We start from the raw sequence: 21,775 nt of genomic DNA, 5'->3' as shown, positions 1-21,775 counted from the left end.
TATCTCCGATGGCGACATGCTACAGCTTTTAGAAGCGAGTTTTTTTTAAAGGGCACTCAAGCCCCTTAGCATCCAGGAATTTCTCAAACTCCTTGTAAAAATCATCGCATCTAACGAAGATTTCTACTAACTTTATATCTGTCATTAGTTCAGCATTTAGATTGTAGTTTTTGTTTCAATTACAAATTTAAAGCTGAACTTTTGTTTTTAGTACAATATCCAACCCTAATATATTAATAACTAAACGCTTAATTGCCGAACTCACGTTAAGATTAGCTATGATACAGGCGGATGCATCCTGTTGCCGGTCCGATTCGGAATAAAAACAAGCATAACGGCCTCGTAAAAAAGATCCCCGCCGGAGGCGGCGGGGATCGGGGCGGGGTTATTCGTTTCTGCCGTGGCAGTTCTTGTATTTTTTTCCGCTGCCACAGGGGCAAAGGTCGTTGCGTCCGACCTTCGGGCCTACACGGATCGGCTCCTGCTTTACCGGTGGTTCCGAAGGATCGAAGTAGTCCTTTTCATTAGCACCATAATCATCTCCGGCGGCGTCGATCTCGTCCTTATTGATCCGCATTTTGCTGAGATCCGTGCGTTGCTCACGGCCTTCCTTATAGCTGGGCGCCTCTTCCTGTGCCGGAAGGTTGGCCTGTGTAAGGAATGAAATGATGTCCTTATTCAGGCTGGTGGTCATGTTGTTGAATAACTGGAAGGCTTCTACTTTATAGATCACCAGCGGATCTTTCTGTTCCAGGTAGGCCGTTTGTACGCTCTGCTTCAGATCGTCCATAGCGCGCAGGTGCTCCTTCCAGGCATCATCGATTACCGCCAGGGTAATGGATTTCTCCATAGCAGATACCAGTTCGCGGCCTTCGGTGGCAATGGTCTTATCCAGCTGCACCAATACGTTAATGGCTTTGCGGCCATCCACAAACGGTACCACAACGTTTTCAATGTGCGCGCCCTGCGTCTGGCGGATATTCTGGAACACCGGTACCGCCTGCTTTTGTATGGATTGTGTATGTTCTGTATAACGGCTCAGCGATTCTGCGTATAATTTGTCTGCCAGTTTGGTGGCATCGGTCGTGCGGAAGGTTTCTTCATCAATAGAAGTGTCCATTCCAAAATTAACGATGCTCGCCAGCTTGAAGCCTTCAAAGTCTTCCTGCTCCTTAAAGGAGGTACAAAGGCTTTCGGCTACAATAGAGAAGGCGTTGTCGATGTCAAGGGACAGGCGTTCGCCAAACAAGGCATGGTTCCGTTTTTCATAAACGGCATTCCGCTGTTTGTTCATTACATCATCGTATTCCAGCAGCCGCTTACGGATACCAAAGTTGTTTTCCTCTACTTTTTTCTGTGCACGTTGGATGCTGTTGCTGATCATGCTGTGCTGGATCACATCCCCTTCTTTATACCCCATTTTATCCATCATGCTGGCAATGCGCTCACTACCAAACATCCGCATCAGGTCGTCTTCCAGCGATACATAGAACAGGGAGCTTCCGGGATCGCCCTGGCGGCCGGCACGGCCTCTCAGCTGACGGTCTACCCGGCGGCTCTCGTGACGTTCGGTACCGATGATGGCCAGCCCTCCGGACTCTTTTACGCCGGGCCCCAGCTTAATATCTGTACCACGGCCCGCCATATTGGTGGCGATGGTTACGGCACCGGCCAGGCCTGCACCGGCAACGATCTCTGCTTCACGGGCGTGTTGTTTGGCGTTCAGAACATTGTGCGGTATTTTCTTTTGCTGCAGCATACGGCTGAGCAATTCGCTGATCTCTACAGACGTGGTACCCACCAGTACGGGGCGGCCTTCGGTGCGCAGTTTTTCGATTTCGTCGATCACTGCTTTATACTTTTCACGCTTGGTCTTGTACACCATGTCCTGAAGATCTTTCCGTACGATCGGAACATTGGTAGGAATGGTCACTACATCCAGTTTATAGATGCTCCAAAGCTCTGCTGCTTCTGTTTCCGCCGTACCCGTCATTCCCGCAAGCTTGTGATACATCCGGAAGAAGTTTTGCAGGGTAATGGTGGCATAGGTTTGGGTGGCCGCTTCAATTTTTACATTCTCTTTTGCCTCAAGCGCCTGGTGCAGCCCGTCGGAATAACGGCGGCCTTCCATGATACGCCCGGTTTGCTCGTCCACGATTTTGATAGCGCCGTCTACCACTACATATTCGTCGTCTTTTTCAAAAAGCGCGTAGGCTTTCAGCAATTGTTGCACAGAGTGGATGCGATCGGCCTTTTGAGAGTATTCGTTCAACAGGGCCTCTTTTTGTTTCAGCTTCTCTTCAGAAGGGGCGTCGCTTTTCTCCACGTCTGCCAGGGACATACCGATGTCCGGCAATACAAAGAAATCGGCATCTTCCCCTACTTTAGTGATCATTGCCAGGCCCTTTTCTGTAAGATCAACGGAATTGGTTTTTTCGTCGATCCGGAAGAGCAGGTCCTCATCCACGATCTTCATATTGCGCTCCTGTTCCTGCAGGTAATAGTTTTCTGCCTTCTGCATTTTTACCTTTACCCCCGGCTCGCTCAGGAATTTGATCAGCGGGCTGTATTTAGGCAGTCCGCGGAAAGCGCGGTACAGGTGTAATCCCCCGTTCTTGGGATCATCCTCACCCTTTTCGAAAAGCCGTTTGGCCTCATTCAGGTTATTACGGACAATGCGCTCCTGCTCCTGGTACAACTGTTGTACGCGGGGCTTATGGATATGGTATTGCTGTTCGTCGCCTTTATCTACCGGGCCACTGATGATCAGGGGGGTACGGGCATCGTCGATCAATACGCTATCCACCTCATCCACCATGGCGTAATGGTGCTTGCGCTGCACCATTTCCGATGCGTTGTGCACCATGTTATCCCGCAGGTAGTCGAAACCAAATTCGTTGTTGGTACCGTAGGTGATATCCGCGAGGTATGCGTTGCGGCGGGCTTCAGAGTTGGGCTGGTGTTTATCGATACAATCCACACGCAGACCCAGCCACTCAAACACCGGGCCGTTCCATTCCTGGTCACGGCGTGCCAGGTAGTCGTTTACGGTAACGATGTGCACCCCTTCACCAGCCAGCGCGTTCAGGTAGGCCGGCAGGGTAGACACCAGGGTCTTACCCTCACCCGTGGCCATTTCGGAGATCTTACCGGAATGTAAAACGGCACCCCCGATCAGCTGCACATCATAGTGCACCATGTTCCAGGTGATGGTTGCGCCGGCGGCCGTCCAGCTGTTTTTGTAGATCGCATTATCACCATCAATGGTAATGTATCCGGCGGTACGCGCCAGCTGACGGTCGAGTTCGGTGGCGGTGGAAACCAGCTCGGTATTTTCCGTAAAACGGCGGGCCGTTTCTTTTACCACGGCAAAGGCTTCGGGCAGGATCTCCTCCAGCACTTTTTCAATTTCTTTATCACGATCCTTTTTCAGGTCGTCGATCTGCTTGTAAATGGCGTCTTTTTGCAACAGCTCTTCATGCGGAAGCTCGTCGGCCTGACTGTTGAGCGCTGTTACCTTTGCATCAATCTCATTCAGGCGTTCCTGGATGCGCTGGCGGAACTCCTGGGTCTTGTTACGCAGTTCTTCATTGCTAAGTGATTGGTACTGAGCAAAACTCTTGTTGACTTGTTCGATGATAGGGACAAGCTTTTTTACATCTTTTTCCGATTTGCTGCCGCCGAACATTTTAGATAGAAAACCAAACATATAATTATCGCGATATTTTATTAAAAACAGTGATCCTTCAAAAACAGTGCTATATCCTTTTTAAGCCATTTTGACAGCCCGCTGCGGGCGGGGAGCAAAGATACGGAGTTTTAAGGTTTGGGGTTAACGTTTGACGTTCAATGTTTAACGCCCACATGCCGGCCGGTTGGGATTTGTTTTGTACGCGAAGATCTGCTGATCATTTACACATCTTCAAATTTTCAAATTCATCCCAGGTCAATACTCGTATTATCCCCAATGTTCAGGCTCCGGGTTTCGCCTTTTACACTGGTGTCGGAACCAATGACCGAGTGTTCCAGTACAATATCAAACAAATTGGAAAAAGAACCGACAATGGAATTCTTTATGATCGACTGATCCAGGAAGGTATTTTCTCCGAGGGTAACATTGGGCCCGATGATCGAATTGCGGATCACGCATCCGCTTCCGATGCTTACGGGCGGAACAATGACCGTATTCTCAAACAGGGAGGGGTCGGCCGTGGATTTGTATTTTCTCAAAAGCGTGGTATTTGAGCGCAGCAGCGTTTCTTTGTTGCCGGCATCAAACCAGTTATCTACTTTAAATGCTTCAAATTGCACCCCGCTCCGGATCATGCAGTGCAGCGCATCGGTAATATTGAATTCGCCGTGGGTCAACAGTCCTTTGCGGATATTGGAGGCCAGGCACTCAAACAGGACCTCGCTCTCCCGGATCTTGTAAATCCCCACCATCGCCATGTTGGATTTGGGGATATGCGGTTTTTCCACCACAGATTCGATAAACCCTTTCTCATCGATCTCAGCCACACCGAAATCGCGGGGATTGTCCACTTTCCGGATGCCGATCATCGAATGGGCATTGTTGAGTACCGCAGTAACATCATATTCACAGATGGTATCTCCCAATGAGATAAAAACCTCGTCGCCTTCCACGATGTTCCGGGTAAGGTTTACTGCATGACCAATACCGCGACGCTCCTGCTGGCTCACATAGTGTGCCCGGATATCCGGATGATGCTCTTTCACATAATCGGAAATTTTGTCGCCCAGGAAGCCCACAATAAAAATAAACTCATCAATACCCGCTTCTTTCAGCTGATCAATGATAAAACTCAATACGGTTTTACCGGCCAGGGGGATCAATGCCTTGGGCTGGGTATAACTCTGTGGTCTTAATTTTGTTCCGGCTCCCGCTACAGGAATGATGGCCTTCATGTATATAAAATAGTCTTATCGTTTAGTTATAGAAACAGCCTTTTAAGGGAGCAAAACATGCTGGACTGATCAGAAAACCACAAACTAAAGATTAGCAGGGGATTCGGAAAAACGCAAAGCTGTTGCCTGTCAATCATTTAATACTTTCCGCTTCACCGCCTTTCCGGCCCCAAGAATATGCTTTAGTCAGCCCCGGCATTTAACCGTGGCATGCGCCCATATGTACAACTCCATCACAAAAGTGTTATGCCCCGCCTCTTTTTGGTGGGTGAAGGTAAGTATTTTCTTTTGTACGGCAGGAAACAGCACTGGTTGGGACAGGAGGATGAATAAAATGATTCTTACTGCAATTGAAAAACAGTGATCATCAATGCCGGAATGCCCTGAATATACAACAGGCGCCGGAAATGGCCGTTTTAATTAACGATGGCCGTTAAAAATGGTATTCATCTGCTTTTATATTTTATCTTTCAGGAACCGGAACAGAAAATAACTTTGATCCATGGCCAATTATACAATTATCCTGGTGTTGCTGGGGCTGATGGTGCTGCTCAATGTAGTGGCGGAAAAAATAAAGATCGCACCTCCGATTGTGCTGATCGTCGCCGGTATCGGGGTGGGGTTCATCCCATCCATGCCCGTACCCGAGATCGATCCGGAGATTATCTTTTTATTATTTCTGCCGCCGTTGCTCTATGACGCGGCTTTCAATATTCATTTCAAGGATTTCAGGGAAAATATGGGCACGATCAGTGCCCTGGCCATCGGGCTGGTTTTTTTGACCACGGCCGGGGTAGCAGTGCTGTCTTATTATTTAATACCCGGCATGACCTGGCCCCTGGCTTTTGTACTGGGTGCGATCCTGGCGGCAACGGATGCCGTGGCTGCCATCAGCATCACCCGCAACCTTGAATTGCCACGGCACACGGTTACCATACTGGAAGGGGAAAGCCTGATCAACGATGCGTCGGCGCTGGTGGCCTATCGCTTTGCCGTGGCCGCGGTTATGGGCACTACATTTGTCTGGTGGAAAGCCTCGCTGACCTTTATCCTGCTGATGGCCGGCGGTTTCCTGGTAGGGCTGGTACTGGGCAAATTGCTGGCATTTCTATTGCGGTATGTGCGAAAAAGCAGGATGGCTGTGCTGGGGTTTACGCTCCTGGCCCCGTTTACGGCCTACCTGGTTGCGGAGGAGCTTCAGGTTTCAGGGGTCATTGCGGTAGTGATCCTCGGTTTTGGGGTTTCCATGCTGAGTGAACGCCAGTTCTCCCCTGCTTTGCGGGAACAGTCGAAGACCATATGGGAGGTGATCGTGTACCTGCTAAACGGGCTGATCTTTATTTTTATCGGCCTGGAGTTCCCGGTGGTGATCCGCAACATTGATCCCTCGCGGTTCCTTCCTTATATCGGGTACGCGTTCCTCATTACGGTTGTGACCATCCTCATACGGATGATGCGGGTTTTTTCCCAGCGCCGGAGGCTGGAGAAAGGGTTCCGGAACCCCAAGCTCCGGAATTCGCGGCGGGCCGTAACGGAGTCGGCACTGTTAAGTTTCCAGGAAAGCGTCATCATCAGCTGGTCCGGTATGCGGGGGATTGTTTCCCTGGCGATCGCCATCGGGCTGCCGCCGCATTTAAAGGACGGAAGCCCGTTCCCGATGCGGAACGATATCATTTTTATTGCCACGGTGGTGGTCATCATTACCATTCTGGGCCAGGGGCTGCTGCTGCCGGGGATTGTGAAGAATGTTACGCGGAAGGGAACACATCCTCAGCCGGACGGTAGATCCTGATAAGCCGGGTTTACAGCATAATATGTGAATGATATTTTTAACCATGGACGCCGTAATTCGTATTTCCTCTGTGGAATTTACAGAGGAATTTTTTCAGAAGTAAAAGGAATGAATGGCTGGTGCAAATTACCATTGCATTGAATGACGAGGAAGAACCTTCATTTGTGTTAAACGAACCTGCAGGGCAATATTGGGATCGGCTGGATCGGCCCATTGCAGATATGGAAGCGGATGAGGGAACTGTATATATAATGGAAGAATGGGAGCCCCCGGGATGTTAAAAGGAAGTGGGGATGTCCGGTTTTCCCCGGATGCAGTTTTACTGTTTCAACGGTTTAAATCGGGTAATCAAAAGCCGGGTCTTTAAGATTTTTGAACTTATTTCTGAAGTTGTTTAAGCTTTCGTTGATACGCTTCTTTTTGTAAAGAAATGCAGTCCTGAACCTGTTTCAGGACCATTTTGGGTCAACTGTTTTCCATCTGATAGTTGCTGAAAGACCCGTCTGTCTGACCACTCATCCGGGCAGGTGTTGCCAATGACAATCCTAAGGCAAACTGTGCGCGTTTATACTTCAAACTTCTCGTTCTGCAAAAGTTTAAATGATTTCTATGCCTGTTTTGATCATTATTGATCCCCGGTACCAGGTATTTTGCGGGTACGGATTGGCCCTTTCCAACTTTTCAACCTTTAAACTTTTCAACATCCTTTCCGCCCCTTAACTTTGCGCCATGCAACAGGATAATACAGTATTTGACCTTATCAATAAGGAATTAGACCGCCAGCGCAATGGCATCGAGCTGATCGCTTCGGAAAATTTCACCTCGCTACCCGTTATAAAAGCAATGGGAACCGTACTCACCAATAAATATGCGGAAGGCTATCCCGGCAAGCGTTACTACGGGGGGTGCGAAGTAGTGGATGAAATTGAATCCCTGGCGATCGGCCGCCTGAAGAAAATATTTAATCTTGGCTGGGCCAATGTACAGCCGCATAGCGGAGCGCAGGCCAACGCTGCCGTATTTTTTGCAGCGCTGAACCCCGGCGATAAGATCATGGGGCTGAACCTGAGCATGGGCGGGCACCTGACCCACGGCAGCCCGGTGAACTTCAGCGGAAAACACTATCAGGTGATCTCCTACGGGGTTGTAAAGGAAACCGGACTGGTGGATTATGACGACCTGGAGGCGAAGGCCCTGTCTGAAAAACCCAAAATGATCATTTGCGGCGCCTCTGCATACAGCCGCGACTGGGACTATGCCCGCATCCGTGCGGTGGCCGACAAAGTGGGCGCCCTGGTAATGGCAGATATTGCCCACCCGGCCGGATTGATTGCGGCGGGGTTGCTGAATGATCCGTTTGAACACTGTCATATTGTGACCAGCACCACACACAAAACCCTGCGCGGACCCCGTGGCGGTATCATTATGCTGCGCAATGATTTCGAAAATCCCTGGGGCTATAAAGATCCGAAAGGAAATACCCGTACCATGAGCCAGCTATTGGACCTGGCCGTGTTCCCGGGAATGCAGGGCGGACCGCTGGAGCATATTATTGCAGCCAAAGCTGTTGCCTTTGGTGAGATCTTATCCGACGAATGGACCGCTTACGGAAAACAGATCATTGCCAATGCCCGGGCCATGGCCAAAGCCTTTGTAGATAAAGGATATAAGCTGATCAGCGATGGAACGGACAATCACCTGATGCTGATCGACCTCCGGAATAAGAACCTGACCGGGAAAAAAGCGCAGGAAACACTGGATAAAGCCCATATTACATTAAACAAAAACGCCGTGCCGTTTGATGATAAATCGCCGTTTGTGACTTCCGGCATCCGTGTGGGCGTTCCTGCAGTAACCACAAGGGGTATGAAGGAAGCCGATGTAACGCAGGTGGCCGAACTGATCGACAAAGTGCTGATGAACGCAGATGATGAAACAGTGATCACGTCCGTGAAGGAAGAAGTGAAAGCATTTATGCAACAATTTCCATTGTACCCGGAAATAGGTTAAAAGGTTTAAGGTTCATCGTTTGATATTGCTAACCTTGAACTTTAAACATTCAAACTTTAAACATTTCGTATGATCCAAAGAAAACAAACCCTGTGGTTATTATTGTCTGTGATCTGTGCCGGGCTTACATTTAAGTTCCCGTTTTACAATGGTACGGTTACCGGAACCGAAGGATTGGCGGGTGCCGACATGAATGCAGCAAGCAATATCTGGCTGACCCTGCTTACCGGTATTGTTGCGGCACTGGGGTTGATTACTGTTTTTCTTTATAAGAACCGGAAGCTGCAGCTGCAGCTGACCTTTCTGGGACTGGCAGCTTCTGTGGGCCTGATCGCGCTTTATGCCAGCTATATCAAGGCATTTCAAACCGGCGGTATCGCCATCACGGCTATATTGAGCCTGCTGGTGGCAGCAGGGTTCTTTTTTGCCTTAAAAGGTATCCGGCGTGACCAGAAGCTGATCCGGGATCTGGACCGGTTGCGATAAATGAACTCAATAAAACAAACAGGGCGTCCTATTCGGCGCCCTGTTTTATGCGCGATACTTTTCAAATAGTGGCTGTTCCTGTTCTGTATTGGATGCCCACAGTTAGAGCTATTACCAGTCTCCGTCATTTAAAATATTATCCAGGTAATCATTGTCAGGTTTTGTATAAACGCCGGTAAGTATCTCGTAGGCTTGGGCTTTTTGGGTAAAGTATTCAATTGTATGTTGTTGAAATGGTGTTTTTTCTAAAGACGTTTGCATTGGTTTCAAATTTGATATAGCAAGCTACAAAATTTAAATAAGTTCAGCAATAAATTCTTAGATAAGAGCATAACCTATTGTTTTTCAGTTTCCGGCCGTTTCCTCCACAACAAACTTCCATCACCATAGCTCAAAAAACGAAAATCATTTTCCAGGGCATACTTGTAAACCCTTCGCCAGTCATCACCAATAAATGCGGCTACCAGCAGCAGCAGGGTGGAAGAAGGCTGATGGAAATTCGTGACCAGTGCGTCCGCAATCTTAAAAGAATAGCCGGGGGCGATGATGATCTGTGTTTTGGCCAGGAGGTTGGCGGACTGCTTTTCCGACAGATAGCTGATCAGCGCCTGCAAGGCGTCGGCAACGGAGTATTGCTGCAAACTTGCTTCATAGGCTTCCCACTGGCTTACATAGGGCAGTTTGTTATCGAAGCAGTTCTTGTCCCGCAGCAATTTGGCACCCAGCCAGTAAAGGGATTCCAGGGTCCGCAGCGATGTAGTACCCACAGAGAGGAGCGGGTGTCCCTGGTGACCGGCGATCTTCCGGATCAGCCCGGAGGATACCGAAATAAATTCGGCGTGCATCTCATGATCCTTCATGGTACCGGCTTTTACCGGTTTGAATGTACCGGCGCCTACATGCAGGGTCACAAAATCGGTTTGGATATTTTTGGCCTTTAATTTCTGCAGAACATCCTCCGTAAAATGCAACCCGGCGGTTGGTGCGGCAACCGACCCATCGTGCGCGGCGTACACCGTCTGGTACCGTTCTTCATCCTCTTTGCCGGCGGTCCTTTTTATATAAGGCGGCAGTGGGATCTGGCCTGTCAGGTGCAGGATCTCGGCAAAACTAAACGCCGCCGGCGTCCAGCTCAGCTCAATGAGAAAGCTGTCGCTGCGCTTCTCTATAAAACGTGCTTCAAGAGTGGTTGTTCCGTGTTGCCCGGTGACCGGAAGCGTCAGCACCTGTCCGTTCTTCCATTTGGAGGCGCCGCCGATCAGGCAAAGCCACCGTACTCTTCCCTGCTGCGCCATTGCCGTGGTGATATCGGCGTAGCTTTCGTGCGGCTCCAGGCAAAAGATCTCGATCTGTCCGCCGGTAGGCTTTTTGAACAGGAGCCGGGCTTCTACCACCTTGGTGTTGTTAAAGACCATCATGGCATCGGCCGGGAGGTGCCGGTCAATATCATGGTAGGTGTCACTGGTGATCACGCCTTCTTTATACAGAAGTAATTTTGATGCGTCCCTGCAGGGCAATGGGAAATAGGCGATCCTCTCCTCGGGAAGCTCGTACGTAAAATCGGAAATATTCAGGTCTTCAGGATGCAAAATGAAAACGGGTTTAAAAATAAAGGGCAAGTTACTTTGTTTTATCGGCAGATCTGTCAGGGTTTAAAAATCTGAGAGGTCTGCCGAACCATTTAAAACTCTTTTTCGCCCATTTCGCTCTGCGGAAGATTGATCTTCCGGTTGCGGCGCGAGAGGTTAAAGCCCATCGACAACTGGAATTGATCGGGTTCATAAATATAGTTGGTGGTCGTATAAAAATCTGTTCCATAGGTGGTAATGCGCTGCCGGTTCGACTCTTTCATTCCCGCATCTATATTTAACCACTGCAGCTGAAAATACCAGCGTTTGTCTTTGGTGGTTTTTTTAACGGTGAAATGGGGGGTTAAGAAACGGCTGTCCTCACCCTGGGCGGTTACCCGCTCCGACAGGTAGTTAACGCTCAACTGCAACAGCCAGTTGGCCGGAAGCGTAAAGCTCTGACTGGTGTTGACCGAATAGACCCAGCTGCTGTTGGATATGGGGATCGTGCCGCCGAAGATTGCTCCATCGATCTTATATTTATAAACATTGCCTCCCAGCACACACTGCCACCAGGAGGTTACAGCAATGCTGAGGTTGGTTTCAAGACCGGTTTGGAGTGCTTCCCCGGCATTCGTGAATACCCGGTTAAGAATGGTGTCGTTATATACTTTGTTTACCCGTTGTATGGGATTTTTGATCCGCTGATGATACAGGGTTAGGAAAAATGAGCCGCCCGGAAGTTTTTGTTCCCATCCCAGCTCATAAGTACCGGTCAGCTCCGGTAACAGGTTCGGATCGCCCTGCTCCAGCGTTTCGGAATGTTCCCGTTCGGGGAAGGGGTTCAATTCATAGTTGTTGGTACGTTTGATCCGGCGGTTATAACCGGCTTTGAGTGTAGAAAGATCTGTGAGCGCGTAGCGGAACTGCGCGGAAGGAAAGAAATTATTAAGGATCAGATGCTGTTTTTCTTCTTCCCTCGAAAAACGCAGCTCCCTTTCGGAGTACTCCAGGCGCGCGCCCAGGTTGTAATTCAGTTTACGGGCTTGCCCATTCAGCTGGAGATAGCCTGCATGGATCCGGTTGTTGGTTTTCACCCGGCTCGTAAATTCAGGATCGATCACATAATCCGGGGTGCCCAATACCTTTGTATAATAGGTAAAATTGCCATCCTGTACATCGTAGCGGAACTGATATCCTCCCTGCAGGGTATGCTGCGCGCTCAGCTTCTGCGTATAGTCGGCCTTTATACGATACGCGTCCAGCGGATTGGTATTGGGGTTGTGGGTAAACTGTATCGTGTCGGAAGTATTCGGATAATACAGGTTGCGGTTATAGGTATTGCCGGAAAGACCCGCATGCTCATAGAGCGCGGAAACCGCCAGGCTGGAGGCTTTACTGAACCGGTGGGTATAATCCAGGTTTGCGAGGCTGAACAGCCCTTCTTTTTCCTGGGTGTTGGCATTGTAGTAGATAAAGGGCGCAAACACTTCTCCGGTTTGGATCTGTTGCCGGTAATTGTTGTAGAGCAGGTCGGCCTCACGCGACTGGAATTTCTTACCGATGTAAAATCCGGCGCTGACCAGGTTACTGGCATTGGCCTGGTAGCTGGCAGCCAGCCGCCCTCCGTAATTGTAGCGCTTAAAACTGCGCTCGCCGGTTGAGGGAAAGACGGTTTTAACGCCATTCCGGATGGTATAAACGTCCCCTTCCCGGTACCCGGCAATATCATTCCGCAGGTAGTTCAGTCCCCCGCTCACATCCCATTTGTTTTTGCGGTAGCCGGCGCTGATATCCGCTCCGTACCGCTGCGGGTGACGGGCATTGTCAAAATCGTTTACCGGGGGGAGCCCATACATGATACCGGACTGAAGCATCCATCCGTCTTCCACACCGGTTTTTGTGATGATATTAATGATGCCGGCTTTTCCGTCGGCATCATAGGCTGCGGAGGGGCTGGTGATGATCTCAACGTTTTCAATAGCCGAGGCCGGCAGCTGCCCTAAAACCGCGGCCGGGTCGCCCTGGGTGGGTTTCCCATTGATGAGTACCAGGAAACTGGAAGATCCCCTGAAGCTGATGGTGCCCGTTGCATTCACCGAAACCGATGGCAGGTTCCGGATCACATCGATGCCGGTTCCGGAGGCGGCATTGCCAAACTGGCCGGCATTGTACACCTGCCGGTCGACTTTAAAGGACACCGGTGGTTTTTTCCCCTGCACCACAATCGCTTCCAATGAAGTGGCGGCGCTTTGCAGGTAAAGGGTGCCCAGGTCGGCCGCAGACAAGGGGGAAGACAATACTACTATCCGGGGCCGGTACCCGCTGTAAGAAATAAGGAGGGTGGGCCGGCGGGCTTCTGCCGGAACCCGGATCACAAACGTTCCGTTCCTTCCGGAGGTAACAGCAACTCCCGCATGCGTATGGTCATAAAAAGTAATGGAAGCGGCCGGCAGGGGGGCCTGCGTAGCACTGTCTGCCACCGTGCCGGAGATCGTCAACTGCTGCGCGTTTAGCTGAAAATAGAAACCGAAGGACAGCAGCAGTCCCAAATATTTTTTCATTTTTTTTATAGATCTTTTGAGGGTACCGGATCAATATAAGCCGTAAATATAATAAAAAGCCGGCATCGCAGCGGGCAATGAAGAGCCGGCGGGGCAAAAAGATCGTTTCACGGTTTTTCCGGTTTTCATTGCTGCTGGTTTGAAGATGGGCGCCCTTAAAATGTGTATCCGCTTAAATGGTTTGCGGAAACACTATGGCTGTGGGGTAAAAAACAGGTCTGTCACCATAAATGTAGCACGGATAAGCCTTTGAGGCTAAAAAGACCGGATCTTTTGATAGCGAACAAAGCGCAGCGCGCCGCAGATCATTGTAACAAGCACTCCCGGGAACCTGCTCTTAGCCGCAGCGCGGCAGGAATCTTTTTGGGGAAGCCTTATATTACCGGTGCACTGCCCGTCCGAACGGATCAGGGGCGATACCTCCATTCATCTTGTGTTCGTTGCTGATAGGAACAACGCTGCGATGCAGCTTTTGCCGTTGACCCCAAATGCTTAAAATTAACCAGACGCGTATGGGGGAAATACAAACTATGGCAGGCGCTATAATGTCCCCACTGACCGGATAATAAGTTTATACAGATCATTTGATACCGGTTCATTATTATGCGCCGCGCCGGATGAGAAAAAAGTTTTGTATTTTCATTGTCCGGGCCTTTGCGGGATGTTTTGTCCATTATCAAAAGCCGGCTATGAAGCAAAAGATCTAGGTAAGTGCGGGGCTGCCGGTAGTTATTAAGGTAGGATACCCGCGGTGTTTATGCCCGGAACAGTTTTATAACGGACATCCATTCAGTAATGATACCCCGGCAATGAGCCAGGGGTTACGGCAAAAAAAGGCGCAACTACCTTTGTGCTCCGCACCGTTGCCAAGGAGCTGGTGACGGAGGCGCTGTTATCTGCTTACAACGATGTCATGAGACCAAAGAAGTAGCATCCTGTTCCCGGACTTCAGGGCCCCGGATATCCATTCAAAATCAACTGGATATAAAAAAGGCCTGCCCTGGAAAGAGCTGGCCGTTGCTAACCTATGAAAAACACTGGCGTAAAGGTACGAAAATTTTCATATATAAATATTTTTTTTATTAAAGGACCTGGTTTTTTTGGATCTGTTTTTCGATCGGGTGTTTTTGCGCAGTAAGCAAAGCGCACGGAAAAGCTTTTCGGATCGGGCGGTTGTACACAAATGCAGGTGGGCTACACATTAAAAAATAAATGATGCGGATATGGTCGTTACATCCCCGGTACCTGGATGCAAAAGGAATGGTTGCGTTGTGGAGGGAAGCGCTGCTTGCAAAGCATGTTTTGGAAGGGAAAACGAAAGGATACAAAAATCATCCGCAGCTTAACCGGTTTAAAAGATTAAAGAGGCCTGTAGCTGCTATGAACGCCTACCTGGCAGTGATATATGAAGAAGCGGTGCGCAGGGGGTATCACTTTGATAAAACAAAGATCGGCGGGGACCTTTCCAGGACGCGGCTAAAGGTGCACAGCGGTCAGCTGGAGTATGAATTTCAGCACCTGTTAAAAAAGCTGCAGGTGCGGGATGTAGAAAAATTTACGGAGAACCGGAAGCTCGCAAACATAGAAGCGCATGGCTTGTTTGATGTGGTGCAAGGCCCGGTTGAAGACTGGGAGATCCTTTAACGGGTAAAGTACGCCTGATCACTGAGCTTAGCGCGTATGCTGCAGGAACAAGATACACAAAAAGCTGTTCATGCATGATGGGCCAGGGAAAAAATGTTTCATCTTTCCCCGGCTCCGGGTAACCTTTGGTTTTGCACAGGAACAGTGGTCTTATTGGTTTAGCAGGATGGTCCTTTCTATGGCGATCTGCTCCAGAAAATATTCGTCGTGCGATACAACGATTAGTGTGCCCCGGTACTGGTTGATCGCGGCCGTCAGAATCCCGATATTCTGCAGATCCAGGTTATTGGTAGGCTCGTCTAAAATAATAATGTCCGGATACCTGCTGCCCATGGTAAGGCAGCAAAGCATCAGCCGCATTCTTTCTCCCCCGCTCAGGGTGCTGCACGGTTTGTTCCAGTATTCGGGGGGAAACAAAAACCGGTTCAGCCGGATCTTTACTTCATGTTCCTGTAATGCTGCAGCATTGGATCGTTGTGCCTGCTCGTACACACTCCGGTTGTGATTAACGGGAGAGTAGTCCTGGTCAATATAAACAGACTGGCATTCTGCCCGGTACACGGTACCGCTTTGCGGATGCCGTTCTCCGGTGATCAGCCGGATCAGCGTGGTCTTGCCGGCACCGTTTGGCCCTTTTAACGCAACGCGCTCCCCGCTGTTGATCTGGAAGGTCAGCGGTGCAGGCCACAGGGGATGCGCATGGTAACGGTAGTTGACTGCCGTGGCGGCAAAGAGGATCTTCCCTTTGTGTAAGACGGAATGCTCCAGACCAAATTTCATTTGATCAATATCCGGAAGAGAGGAGCGTAACTCCCGCAGTTCCTGAGAGATGCCCTCCACCTTTTCAGCGTGCATGCTTTTGGCCTTTGAAGTGCTAAGCTCGGCTTTGTTCTGGAGGGTGTTCATCATAATGCGGGCGACGCCGGATTTTTCCTGTTTGTTTTTGCCCCGCGCATCCAGTTTTTGCTGACGTTCCATCGTTTCCCGCTCTTTCTCTTTTGCTTTCCGGAGGGCTTTTTCTTTGCTTTGTATATCCTGGCTCAGCGCCTGTTGCCCGGCCTGTTTTTGCGCAGCATAAAAATCATAATTGCCGCCATAAATGGAGATCCCCCTTTTGTCCAGCTCGCAAATAGTGCCCAGGAGGTTCAGTAGCTTCCGGTCGTGGCTAACGAGGATCAGGGTGGCGGTTGTGGATTGAATAAAGCGGTACAACAGCTGCCGGCCGGCAGTATCCAGGTGGTTACTCGGTTCATCCAGCAAAATGATCCCGGCCTGATGAATGCTCATGCCTGCCAGGAATACCTTCGTTTTTTCCCCGCCGCTTAATGTGTCCATGTATTGGGAGAGGTCCAGGTTGCCCAGTTGCCAGTAATGGAGTGCCTCGTTGCATCGCTCTTCAATGGTCCAGTCATCCTCCAGTGCTGCGAACTGCGCTTCCGAAGTGTCTCCGTTCAGGATCGCCTTCAGGGCGTTCCTTTTATTTTCGATACCCAATGCCTGCGCGATGGTAAAGTGGTTGTACTGTCCGAATGCCTGGGGTATATAATATGGCGTAACAGCTGAATCTATACGTCCACCCGATGGCTGCAACCTGCCCGCCAGGATCCGGAGCAGGGTCGATTTTCCCGCGCCGTTATTGCCGACCAGGGCTATTTTATCGTGCCGGTTCACGGTAAGATGAAGATTATGGAACAGCGGTTCTTTGTCGGGATGGATATAGGACAGATTCTGAAGTGTCAGCATGTTTCTTTCTTTAAGGATGAAATAAAGTAATAACGCCGGAGGGGCATTGTTCCTGTTGTCTTAAAAGAAAGAATCGATTACATGCGCTTTTTGAAGAATGACTGGTGAGGTGCAAAGATACGGATTTATGTATAGTTCCCGATTTTGCCTATTTTTATAAACACAGATCCGCATATATGGCAAAACTTTCCAGGCAACAATTGTGGGGCAGCTATTCCGGCATCATTTTACTGCTGGCCGGCATGCTGGCGGGAGGAATCATCGGCGTTTTCTTTCCCCGGTCCGTGGTGGTGCTGAAACCGCTGGGAGATGTATTTCTGAACCTGCTTTTTGTTACGGTGGTACCGTTGGTTTTTTTTGCCATTGCTGTAGCGGTAGCCGCCATTGAGCAAAAGAACAAACTCGGGCGTGTGCTGGCGGCGATGGCAATGACCTTTTTAGTCTTTGTTTTGCTGGCGGCGCTTTTCACCATTGTAATGGCAGGCCTGTTTCCAACGGCAACGCCCCTGGCAGCAGGGAATGGCCTGGCAACGCTTTCTGAAGGCGATCATAAGACCTGGGGTGAGCGGCTGGTTTCTTTTTTTACGGTGGGCGAGTTTTACCAGTTGCTGTCACGGCAAAACATGCTGGCGCTGCTGGTATTTTCCCTGTTGCTGGGTACGGCCGTCCGTAGGTCAGGGCCGGTGGCAAAGCCTTTTTATGATTTTTTGGTAGCAGCCAATGAAGTAATGAAGAGCCTGCTGCTGCTGATTATGAAGGGCGCGCCCGTGGGGCTGGGCGCCTATATTGCCTACCAGGCGGCTGACCTTGGGCCGCAGTTGTTTGGTTTTTATGCAAAACCGATGGCTTTGTACTACGGAACCGGTATCCTGTATTTTTTTATCTTTTTTACCCTGTATGCTTTTGCTGCCAATGGCCGTAAAGGCGTACGCCTTTTCTGGAAAAACAATATTGTTCCATCACTTACTGCGGTAAGCACCTGCAGCAGCCTGGCCACCATACCGGCGAACCTGGTTGCAGCAGACCGTATCGGTATTCCGTCGTCCATCGCCAATGTGGTGATCCCGGTGGGCACCACGTTGCACAAGAATGGTTCATCAATTTCGGCTATTGTAAAGATTTATGTGGTGTTTCAAATGCTGGGCTGGAATTTTTTTGATGCCCATAATCTCTTGCTGGCATTGGGGATCACCGTGTTGTGCAGTATGGTAGAGGGCGGCATCCCGAATGGCGGATACATTGGCGAGCTGCTCATGATCTCCGCCTATAATCTGCCAAAAGAAGCAGTACCGGCGGTCATGATCATTGGCACACTTGTGGATCCCCTGGCTACCGTCCTCAATGCAACCGGCAATACCGTAGCCGCAATGGTAGTGACAAGGATCACGGGGGCTAAGTTCAGGATTTAACGTTCCGGGATCCGGACGCATTTAACGTTTCACGTTTGAGGTTGGGGGCCGTCTTGAACGCTCGATGCTGGTTGTTGTTTCAGGTTTGAAGTTTAATGCGTAACGTTGGCTTTGGCTGGATACTCAAGGCTCATTTCGCGCAGCGAACACAATACTTTTTGGCTATCCGCTGAACCTGATTTTCTGGTGGTGTTTAGAATTTGTTTCTTGTCATTTGAATTTTAGTATTTAAATTCCCGGTCCTATCTTAGCGGATATGAACCGTAAGACCTTTGTACAATCATCACTGGCTCTGCTGGCAGCAACAGGTGTCCCTGCGGCGGTGGTCAATGCCCGTCTGCCCGGAGCAGATATTAAAGAAACCATTCCACCCTACCTGAAACCCGGTGATATGATCGGGATTACATCGCCCGCCGGCTTTATATTGCGTGAAGGCATCATCCCTGCGGCCACCCTGATGCAGCAATGGGGGTTTAAGATACGCGTGGGCTATACCATCGGGAAGCGCGATTTTACCTTTGGCGGAACAGATGCCGAGCGAAGGGATGATCTTCAAAAAATGCTGGATGACCCGGATGTGAAGGCCATCATGTGTGCCCGTGGCGGTTACGGATCGGTGCGGATCGTGGACGAGCTGAACTGGAGCCGGTTTAAAACAGATCCCAAATGGCTCATCGGATTCAGCGATATTACCGTATTGCATGCGCATATCAGCAGGAATTTTGGGATTGCTTCTATTCATTCCAAAATGTGCAACAGCTTTCCGGATGTCTGGGACACCGCGGATCCCCTGCAAAAAGATACGATCGAATCGATACGGAAAGCGCTCACCGGGCAACCGATGAGCTATACTGCCGAGGCTTTTAATAAACTGAACCGGCCCGGAAACGCAACCGGGATATTGGTGGGCGGAAACCTGAAAACCCTGGAGAGCCTGGCGGGTTCTGCATCGGACATCGATACCCGGGGAAAGATCCTCTTTGTGGAAGATACGGGGGAGTATTTATACAGTATCGACCGCATGTTCTGGAACCTGAAAAGAACCGGCAAATTATCCGGACTGGCCGGGCTCATCGTTGGTGGAATGAAGATCAAGCAGGACCCCGTAGATGAGCAATTTGGGAAAAATATTTATGACATCGTCCTGGAAAAGATAAAAGACCATAGCTACCCGGTTTGTTTCGATTTTCCCGTAGGCCACCAGGTCAACAATTATGCGTTGCGCTGCGGTATGAAGCACCGGCTGGCCGTTGGTACGGACGGAGCCACATTAACCAGTATATAAATAAAAACAGGATGCGGGTACAATTACCTCCCTCACTAAAAAAAGGCGATACCGTCGGCATTGTGTGCCCGGCGGGATATATGGATGCAGCTAAGGCTGCGGAATGCATACGCGTATTGAAACAGTGGGGTTTTAACGTCAGGACCGGGGATACCCTGGGGGGAGCTTCGGACAATTATTTTTCAGGAACGGATGAAGAACGCCTGCAAGATCTGCAGCGGATGCTGGATGACGACGGGATACAGGCGGTGCTTTGCGGCCGCGGCGGGTATGGTACCGGCCGCATTATTGACCGGATCAGTTTTAAGAAATTCCGCCGCCGCCCCAAGTGGGTGATCGGCTACAGCGATATTACGATCTTCCACAATCATGTGTACCGCAATTTCGGCATTGCCGGGCTGCATGCTCCTATGGCCGCGGCATTTAACGATAACGGCTATAAGAACCGGTATGTACGGTCACTGCGCCAGGCCCTGGGCGGGGAAAAGGCCTGTTACACGGTACTCCGGACCCGCTACAACCGGCGGGGTACGGCAGAGGGACCGTTGGTGGGAGGGAACCTGTCGCTGCTGGTGAATGCCATCGGCACAAGGTCCGATATGCAGCCAAAAGGCAAGATCCTGTTTGTGGAAGACATCGGGGAACAGAAATACAATATCGACCGCATGTGGTGCCAGATGAAACGCAGCGGGAAATTAAGCCAGCTCGCAGGGCTGATCATTGGCAGATTTACCGACCTGCAGGACACCACGCGTCCTTTTGGAGAAGACATTAAAGACCTGCTTTGGGATCGGGTGAAAGAATACGATTACCCGGTTTGTTTTGATTTTCCGGTGAGCCATGACAAAGAAAATTATGCATTAAAAGTAGGTGGTAATTACCGGCTTACTGTTGATAAAAAAGTATTGCTGGAAGAAAGATAGGCCGGGGCCACAAAACCGTGCGACGCAAAGCAATACGAAGCAGGAACCCGCTTTGCATGACCGGGTATCCTGGTGCATTCGTAGCGTTTGGGTCTTACCTGCGCTGCTGCACAGTGTAGAAAATCACCCCCCCTTTCGCCTTTCTGGGGTTTAAATATTATCGATAGAATCAATAAATTTCATATTTTTATCGATAAATACGATAATTATGACCTTACAGCAGCTGGAATACATTATTGCGGTAGATGTGCACCGGAATTTTATAAAGGCCGCAGACGCCTGCTACATCACCCAGCCCACATTGAGCATGCAGATACAGAAACTGGAGGAAGAACTGGGGGTGAAGGTCTTTGACCGCAGCAAATTACCGGTAGTGCCTACGTCTGTAGGGCAAGGCATCCTGGAGCATGCCCGGCGCGTTTTGCATGCCCGCAATGAACTGAACCGCTATATTGAAGATCAGCGGGGAAAGATTTCCGGTCAATTGCGCATCGGGATCATTCCCACACTGGCGCCCTACCTGCTTCCCGTTTTTGTACCGGCGTTTATAAAAAAGTACCCGGAAATAAAATTGATCATCCATGAGCTGAAAACGGAGCAGATCGTGGAATATTTAAAGGAAGAAAAGATCGACGCCGGCATCCTGGTAACGCCCCTGGACGAAGGAGGCATTACGGAGCATGTTTTATTTTATGAGGAGCTGATGGTATTCACCTCCCGTAAGAACCGGGCATTTGAGAAGCAGTATATCCTGCCGAAGGACATTGATACCAGCAAGCTCTGGCTGCTGGAGGAAGGGCACTGCTTCCGGTCGCAGATCCTTTCCATCTGCGAACTGCAAAAACAAAGCAAAGAACATTCCGGACTGGAGTATGAAGCCGGGAGCCTGGAAACGCTGAAACGGATGGTAGAGATCAGCGACGGTGTTACCATTGTGCCGGAGTTGCTGACCCTCCAGATGCCCAGAAGCCAGCAGCAACTGATCCGGCATTTTAAAAAACCCGTACCCGTGCGCGAAGTAAGTCTTGCAGTGCACCGTCATTTCCTGAAAGAAAAACTGGTAAAGGCCCTCCGGGAAGAGATCCTGCTGGCGGTGCCCGAGCAGTTGAAGAAAAAACCTTCTCCCAATGTGATCCCGATCGGGTGAGGCATTGGCCTTGGAGAATTTGAAAATGTGGGAATGAAGATGCCGTTCCTTTCCCCTTCGTGGAATGTCAAATATTGAATAAAAAACTTTAAATGTAAAAGTAAAGATGTTGTTGCTCAATAGTCTTACTCCTGTAAAGGTCATAAGAGCTGGAAATTGAGCGTCCCACACTAGGCAGAAACGAAAATCCAACCCGCCACGGCGCGCACGCCTGGAACAGTGAATAGTCAATAGTGAATAGTCAATGGATCATTGAACACAGAACCGGAGCTGAAACC

At 49.9% G+C, this 21,775-nt stretch carries 15 protein-coding genes; 9 read left to right on the top strand and 6 right to left on the bottom strand.

The genetic code is table 11. The features are described from left to right. Positions 1-385: 385 nt before the first annotated feature. Positions 386-3,709, bottom strand: coding sequence for a preprotein translocase subunit SecA (gene secA / locus B160_RS0127970; RefSeq protein ID WP_018631286.1), 3,324 nt, complete (start codon positions 3,707-3,709; stop codon positions 386-388). A gap of 227 nt (positions 3,710-3,936) precedes the next feature. Continuing rightward, on the bottom strand, positions 3,937-4,926 hold the full coding sequence (locus B160_RS0127965) for a sugar phosphate nucleotidyltransferase (protein ID WP_018631285.1): 990 nt from the start codon (positions 4,924-4,926) through the stop codon (positions 3,937-3,939). 502 nt (positions 4,927-5,428) lie between these two features. Here B160_RS0127965 and B160_RS0127960 point away from each other — a divergent pair. The 4 genes from B160_RS0127960 to B160_RS0127935 all read left to right on the top strand — a co-directional run bounded on the left by B160_RS0127960 (position 5,429) and on the right by B160_RS0127935 (position 9,214). After that, complete coding sequence (locus tag B160_RS0127960; RefSeq protein ID WP_018631284.1) at positions 5,429-6,718, top strand: Na+/H+ antiporter; 1,290 nt, start codon at positions 5,429-5,431, stop codon at positions 6,716-6,718. 119 nt (positions 6,719-6,837) lie between these two features. Continuing rightward, entirely contained in the window at positions 6,838-6,999 is a 162-nt protein-coding gene (locus B160_RS31905) for a hypothetical protein (protein ID WP_018631283.1), read from the top strand. Between the two features lie 448 nt (positions 7,000-7,447). Then, positions 7,448-8,728, top strand: a complete 1,281-nt coding sequence (locus B160_RS0127940) for a serine hydroxymethyltransferase (RefSeq protein ID WP_018631280.1) — start codon at positions 7,448-7,450, stop codon at positions 8,726-8,728. Between the two features lie 69 nt (positions 8,729-8,797). Continuing rightward, the gene (locus B160_RS0127935; RefSeq protein ID WP_018631279.1) at positions 8,798-9,214 is read left to right on the top strand and encodes a DUF4293 domain-containing protein; all 417 of its coding nucleotides are present in this window, start codon (positions 8,798-8,800) and stop codon (positions 9,212-9,214) included. Between the two features lie 111 nt (positions 9,215-9,325). Here B160_RS0127935 and B160_RS31900 read toward each other — a convergent pair whose 3' ends face one another. From B160_RS31900 to B160_RS0127920, 3 genes are all read right to left on the bottom strand, one after another. Continuing rightward, positions 9,326-9,475 (bottom strand): hypothetical protein, encoded by a 150-nt coding sequence (locus B160_RS31900; RefSeq protein WP_018631278.1) that lies wholly within the window; start codon positions 9,473-9,475, stop codon positions 9,326-9,328. 74 nt (positions 9,476-9,549) lie between these two features. Next, entirely contained in the window at positions 9,550-10,803 is a 1,254-nt protein-coding gene (locus B160_RS0127925) for an S-adenosylmethionine:tRNA ribosyltransferase-isomerase (RefSeq protein ID WP_026310076.1), read from the bottom strand. Between the two features lie 92 nt (positions 10,804-10,895). Continuing rightward, positions 10,896-13,346: a TonB-dependent receptor domain-containing protein gene (locus tag B160_RS0127920; protein WP_018631276.1), complete on the bottom strand. Its 2,451-nt coding sequence runs from the start codon at positions 13,344-13,346 to the stop codon at positions 10,896-10,898. A gap of 1,212 nt (positions 13,347-14,558) precedes the next feature. Here B160_RS0127920 and B160_RS0127905 point away from each other — a divergent pair. After that, a complete protein-coding gene (locus B160_RS0127905) occupies positions 14,559-14,990 on the top strand; it encodes a pyrimidine dimer DNA glycosylase/endonuclease V (protein WP_211218121.1) in 432 nt (143 codons plus the stop codon). A gap of 150 nt (positions 14,991-15,140) precedes the next feature. Here the strand turns inward: B160_RS0127905 and abc-f are convergent, their stop codons facing one another. Next, positions 15,141-16,733, bottom strand: coding sequence for a ribosomal protection-like ABC-F family protein (gene abc-f / locus B160_RS0127900; protein WP_018631272.1), 1,593 nt, complete (start codon positions 16,731-16,733; stop codon positions 15,141-15,143). Between the two features lie 176 nt (positions 16,734-16,909). Between abc-f and B160_RS0127895 the strand changes: the two genes are divergently transcribed. The 4 genes from B160_RS0127895 to B160_RS0127880 all read left to right on the top strand — a co-directional run bounded on the left by B160_RS0127895 (position 16,910) and on the right by B160_RS0127880 (position 21,497). Then, positions 16,910-18,142 carry a dicarboxylate/amino acid:cation symporter gene (locus B160_RS0127895; protein ID WP_018631271.1) on the top strand — a complete coding sequence of 411 codons (1,233 nt, stop codon included), beginning with the start codon at positions 16,910-16,912 and terminating at the stop codon, positions 18,140-18,142. A 256-nt stretch (positions 18,143-18,398) separates the two neighbouring features. Further along, on the top strand, positions 18,399-19,427 hold the full coding sequence (locus B160_RS0127890) for a S66 peptidase family protein (protein ID WP_018631270.1): 1,029 nt from the start codon (positions 18,399-18,401) through the stop codon (positions 19,425-19,427). A gap of 11 nt (positions 19,428-19,438) precedes the next feature. After that, on the top strand, positions 19,439-20,350 hold the full coding sequence (locus B160_RS0127885) for a S66 peptidase family protein (protein WP_018631269.1): 912 nt from the start codon (positions 19,439-19,441) through the stop codon (positions 20,348-20,350). A 208-nt stretch (positions 20,351-20,558) separates the two neighbouring features. Next, positions 20,559-21,497, top strand: coding sequence for a hydrogen peroxide-inducible genes activator (locus tag B160_RS0127880; RefSeq protein WP_018631268.1), 939 nt, complete (start codon positions 20,559-20,561; stop codon positions 21,495-21,497). The last annotated feature ends 278 nt before the right edge of the window (positions 21,498-21,775 follow it).

Source organism: Niabella aurantiaca DSM 17617 (genome assembly GCF_000374125.1).
Classification (GTDB): Bacteria; Bacteroidota; Bacteroidia; order Chitinophagales; family Chitinophagaceae; genus Niabella; species Niabella aurantiaca.
Note: the sequence above shows the minus strand (reverse complement) of the source record. Positions and strands in the feature narration are given on the sequence as shown.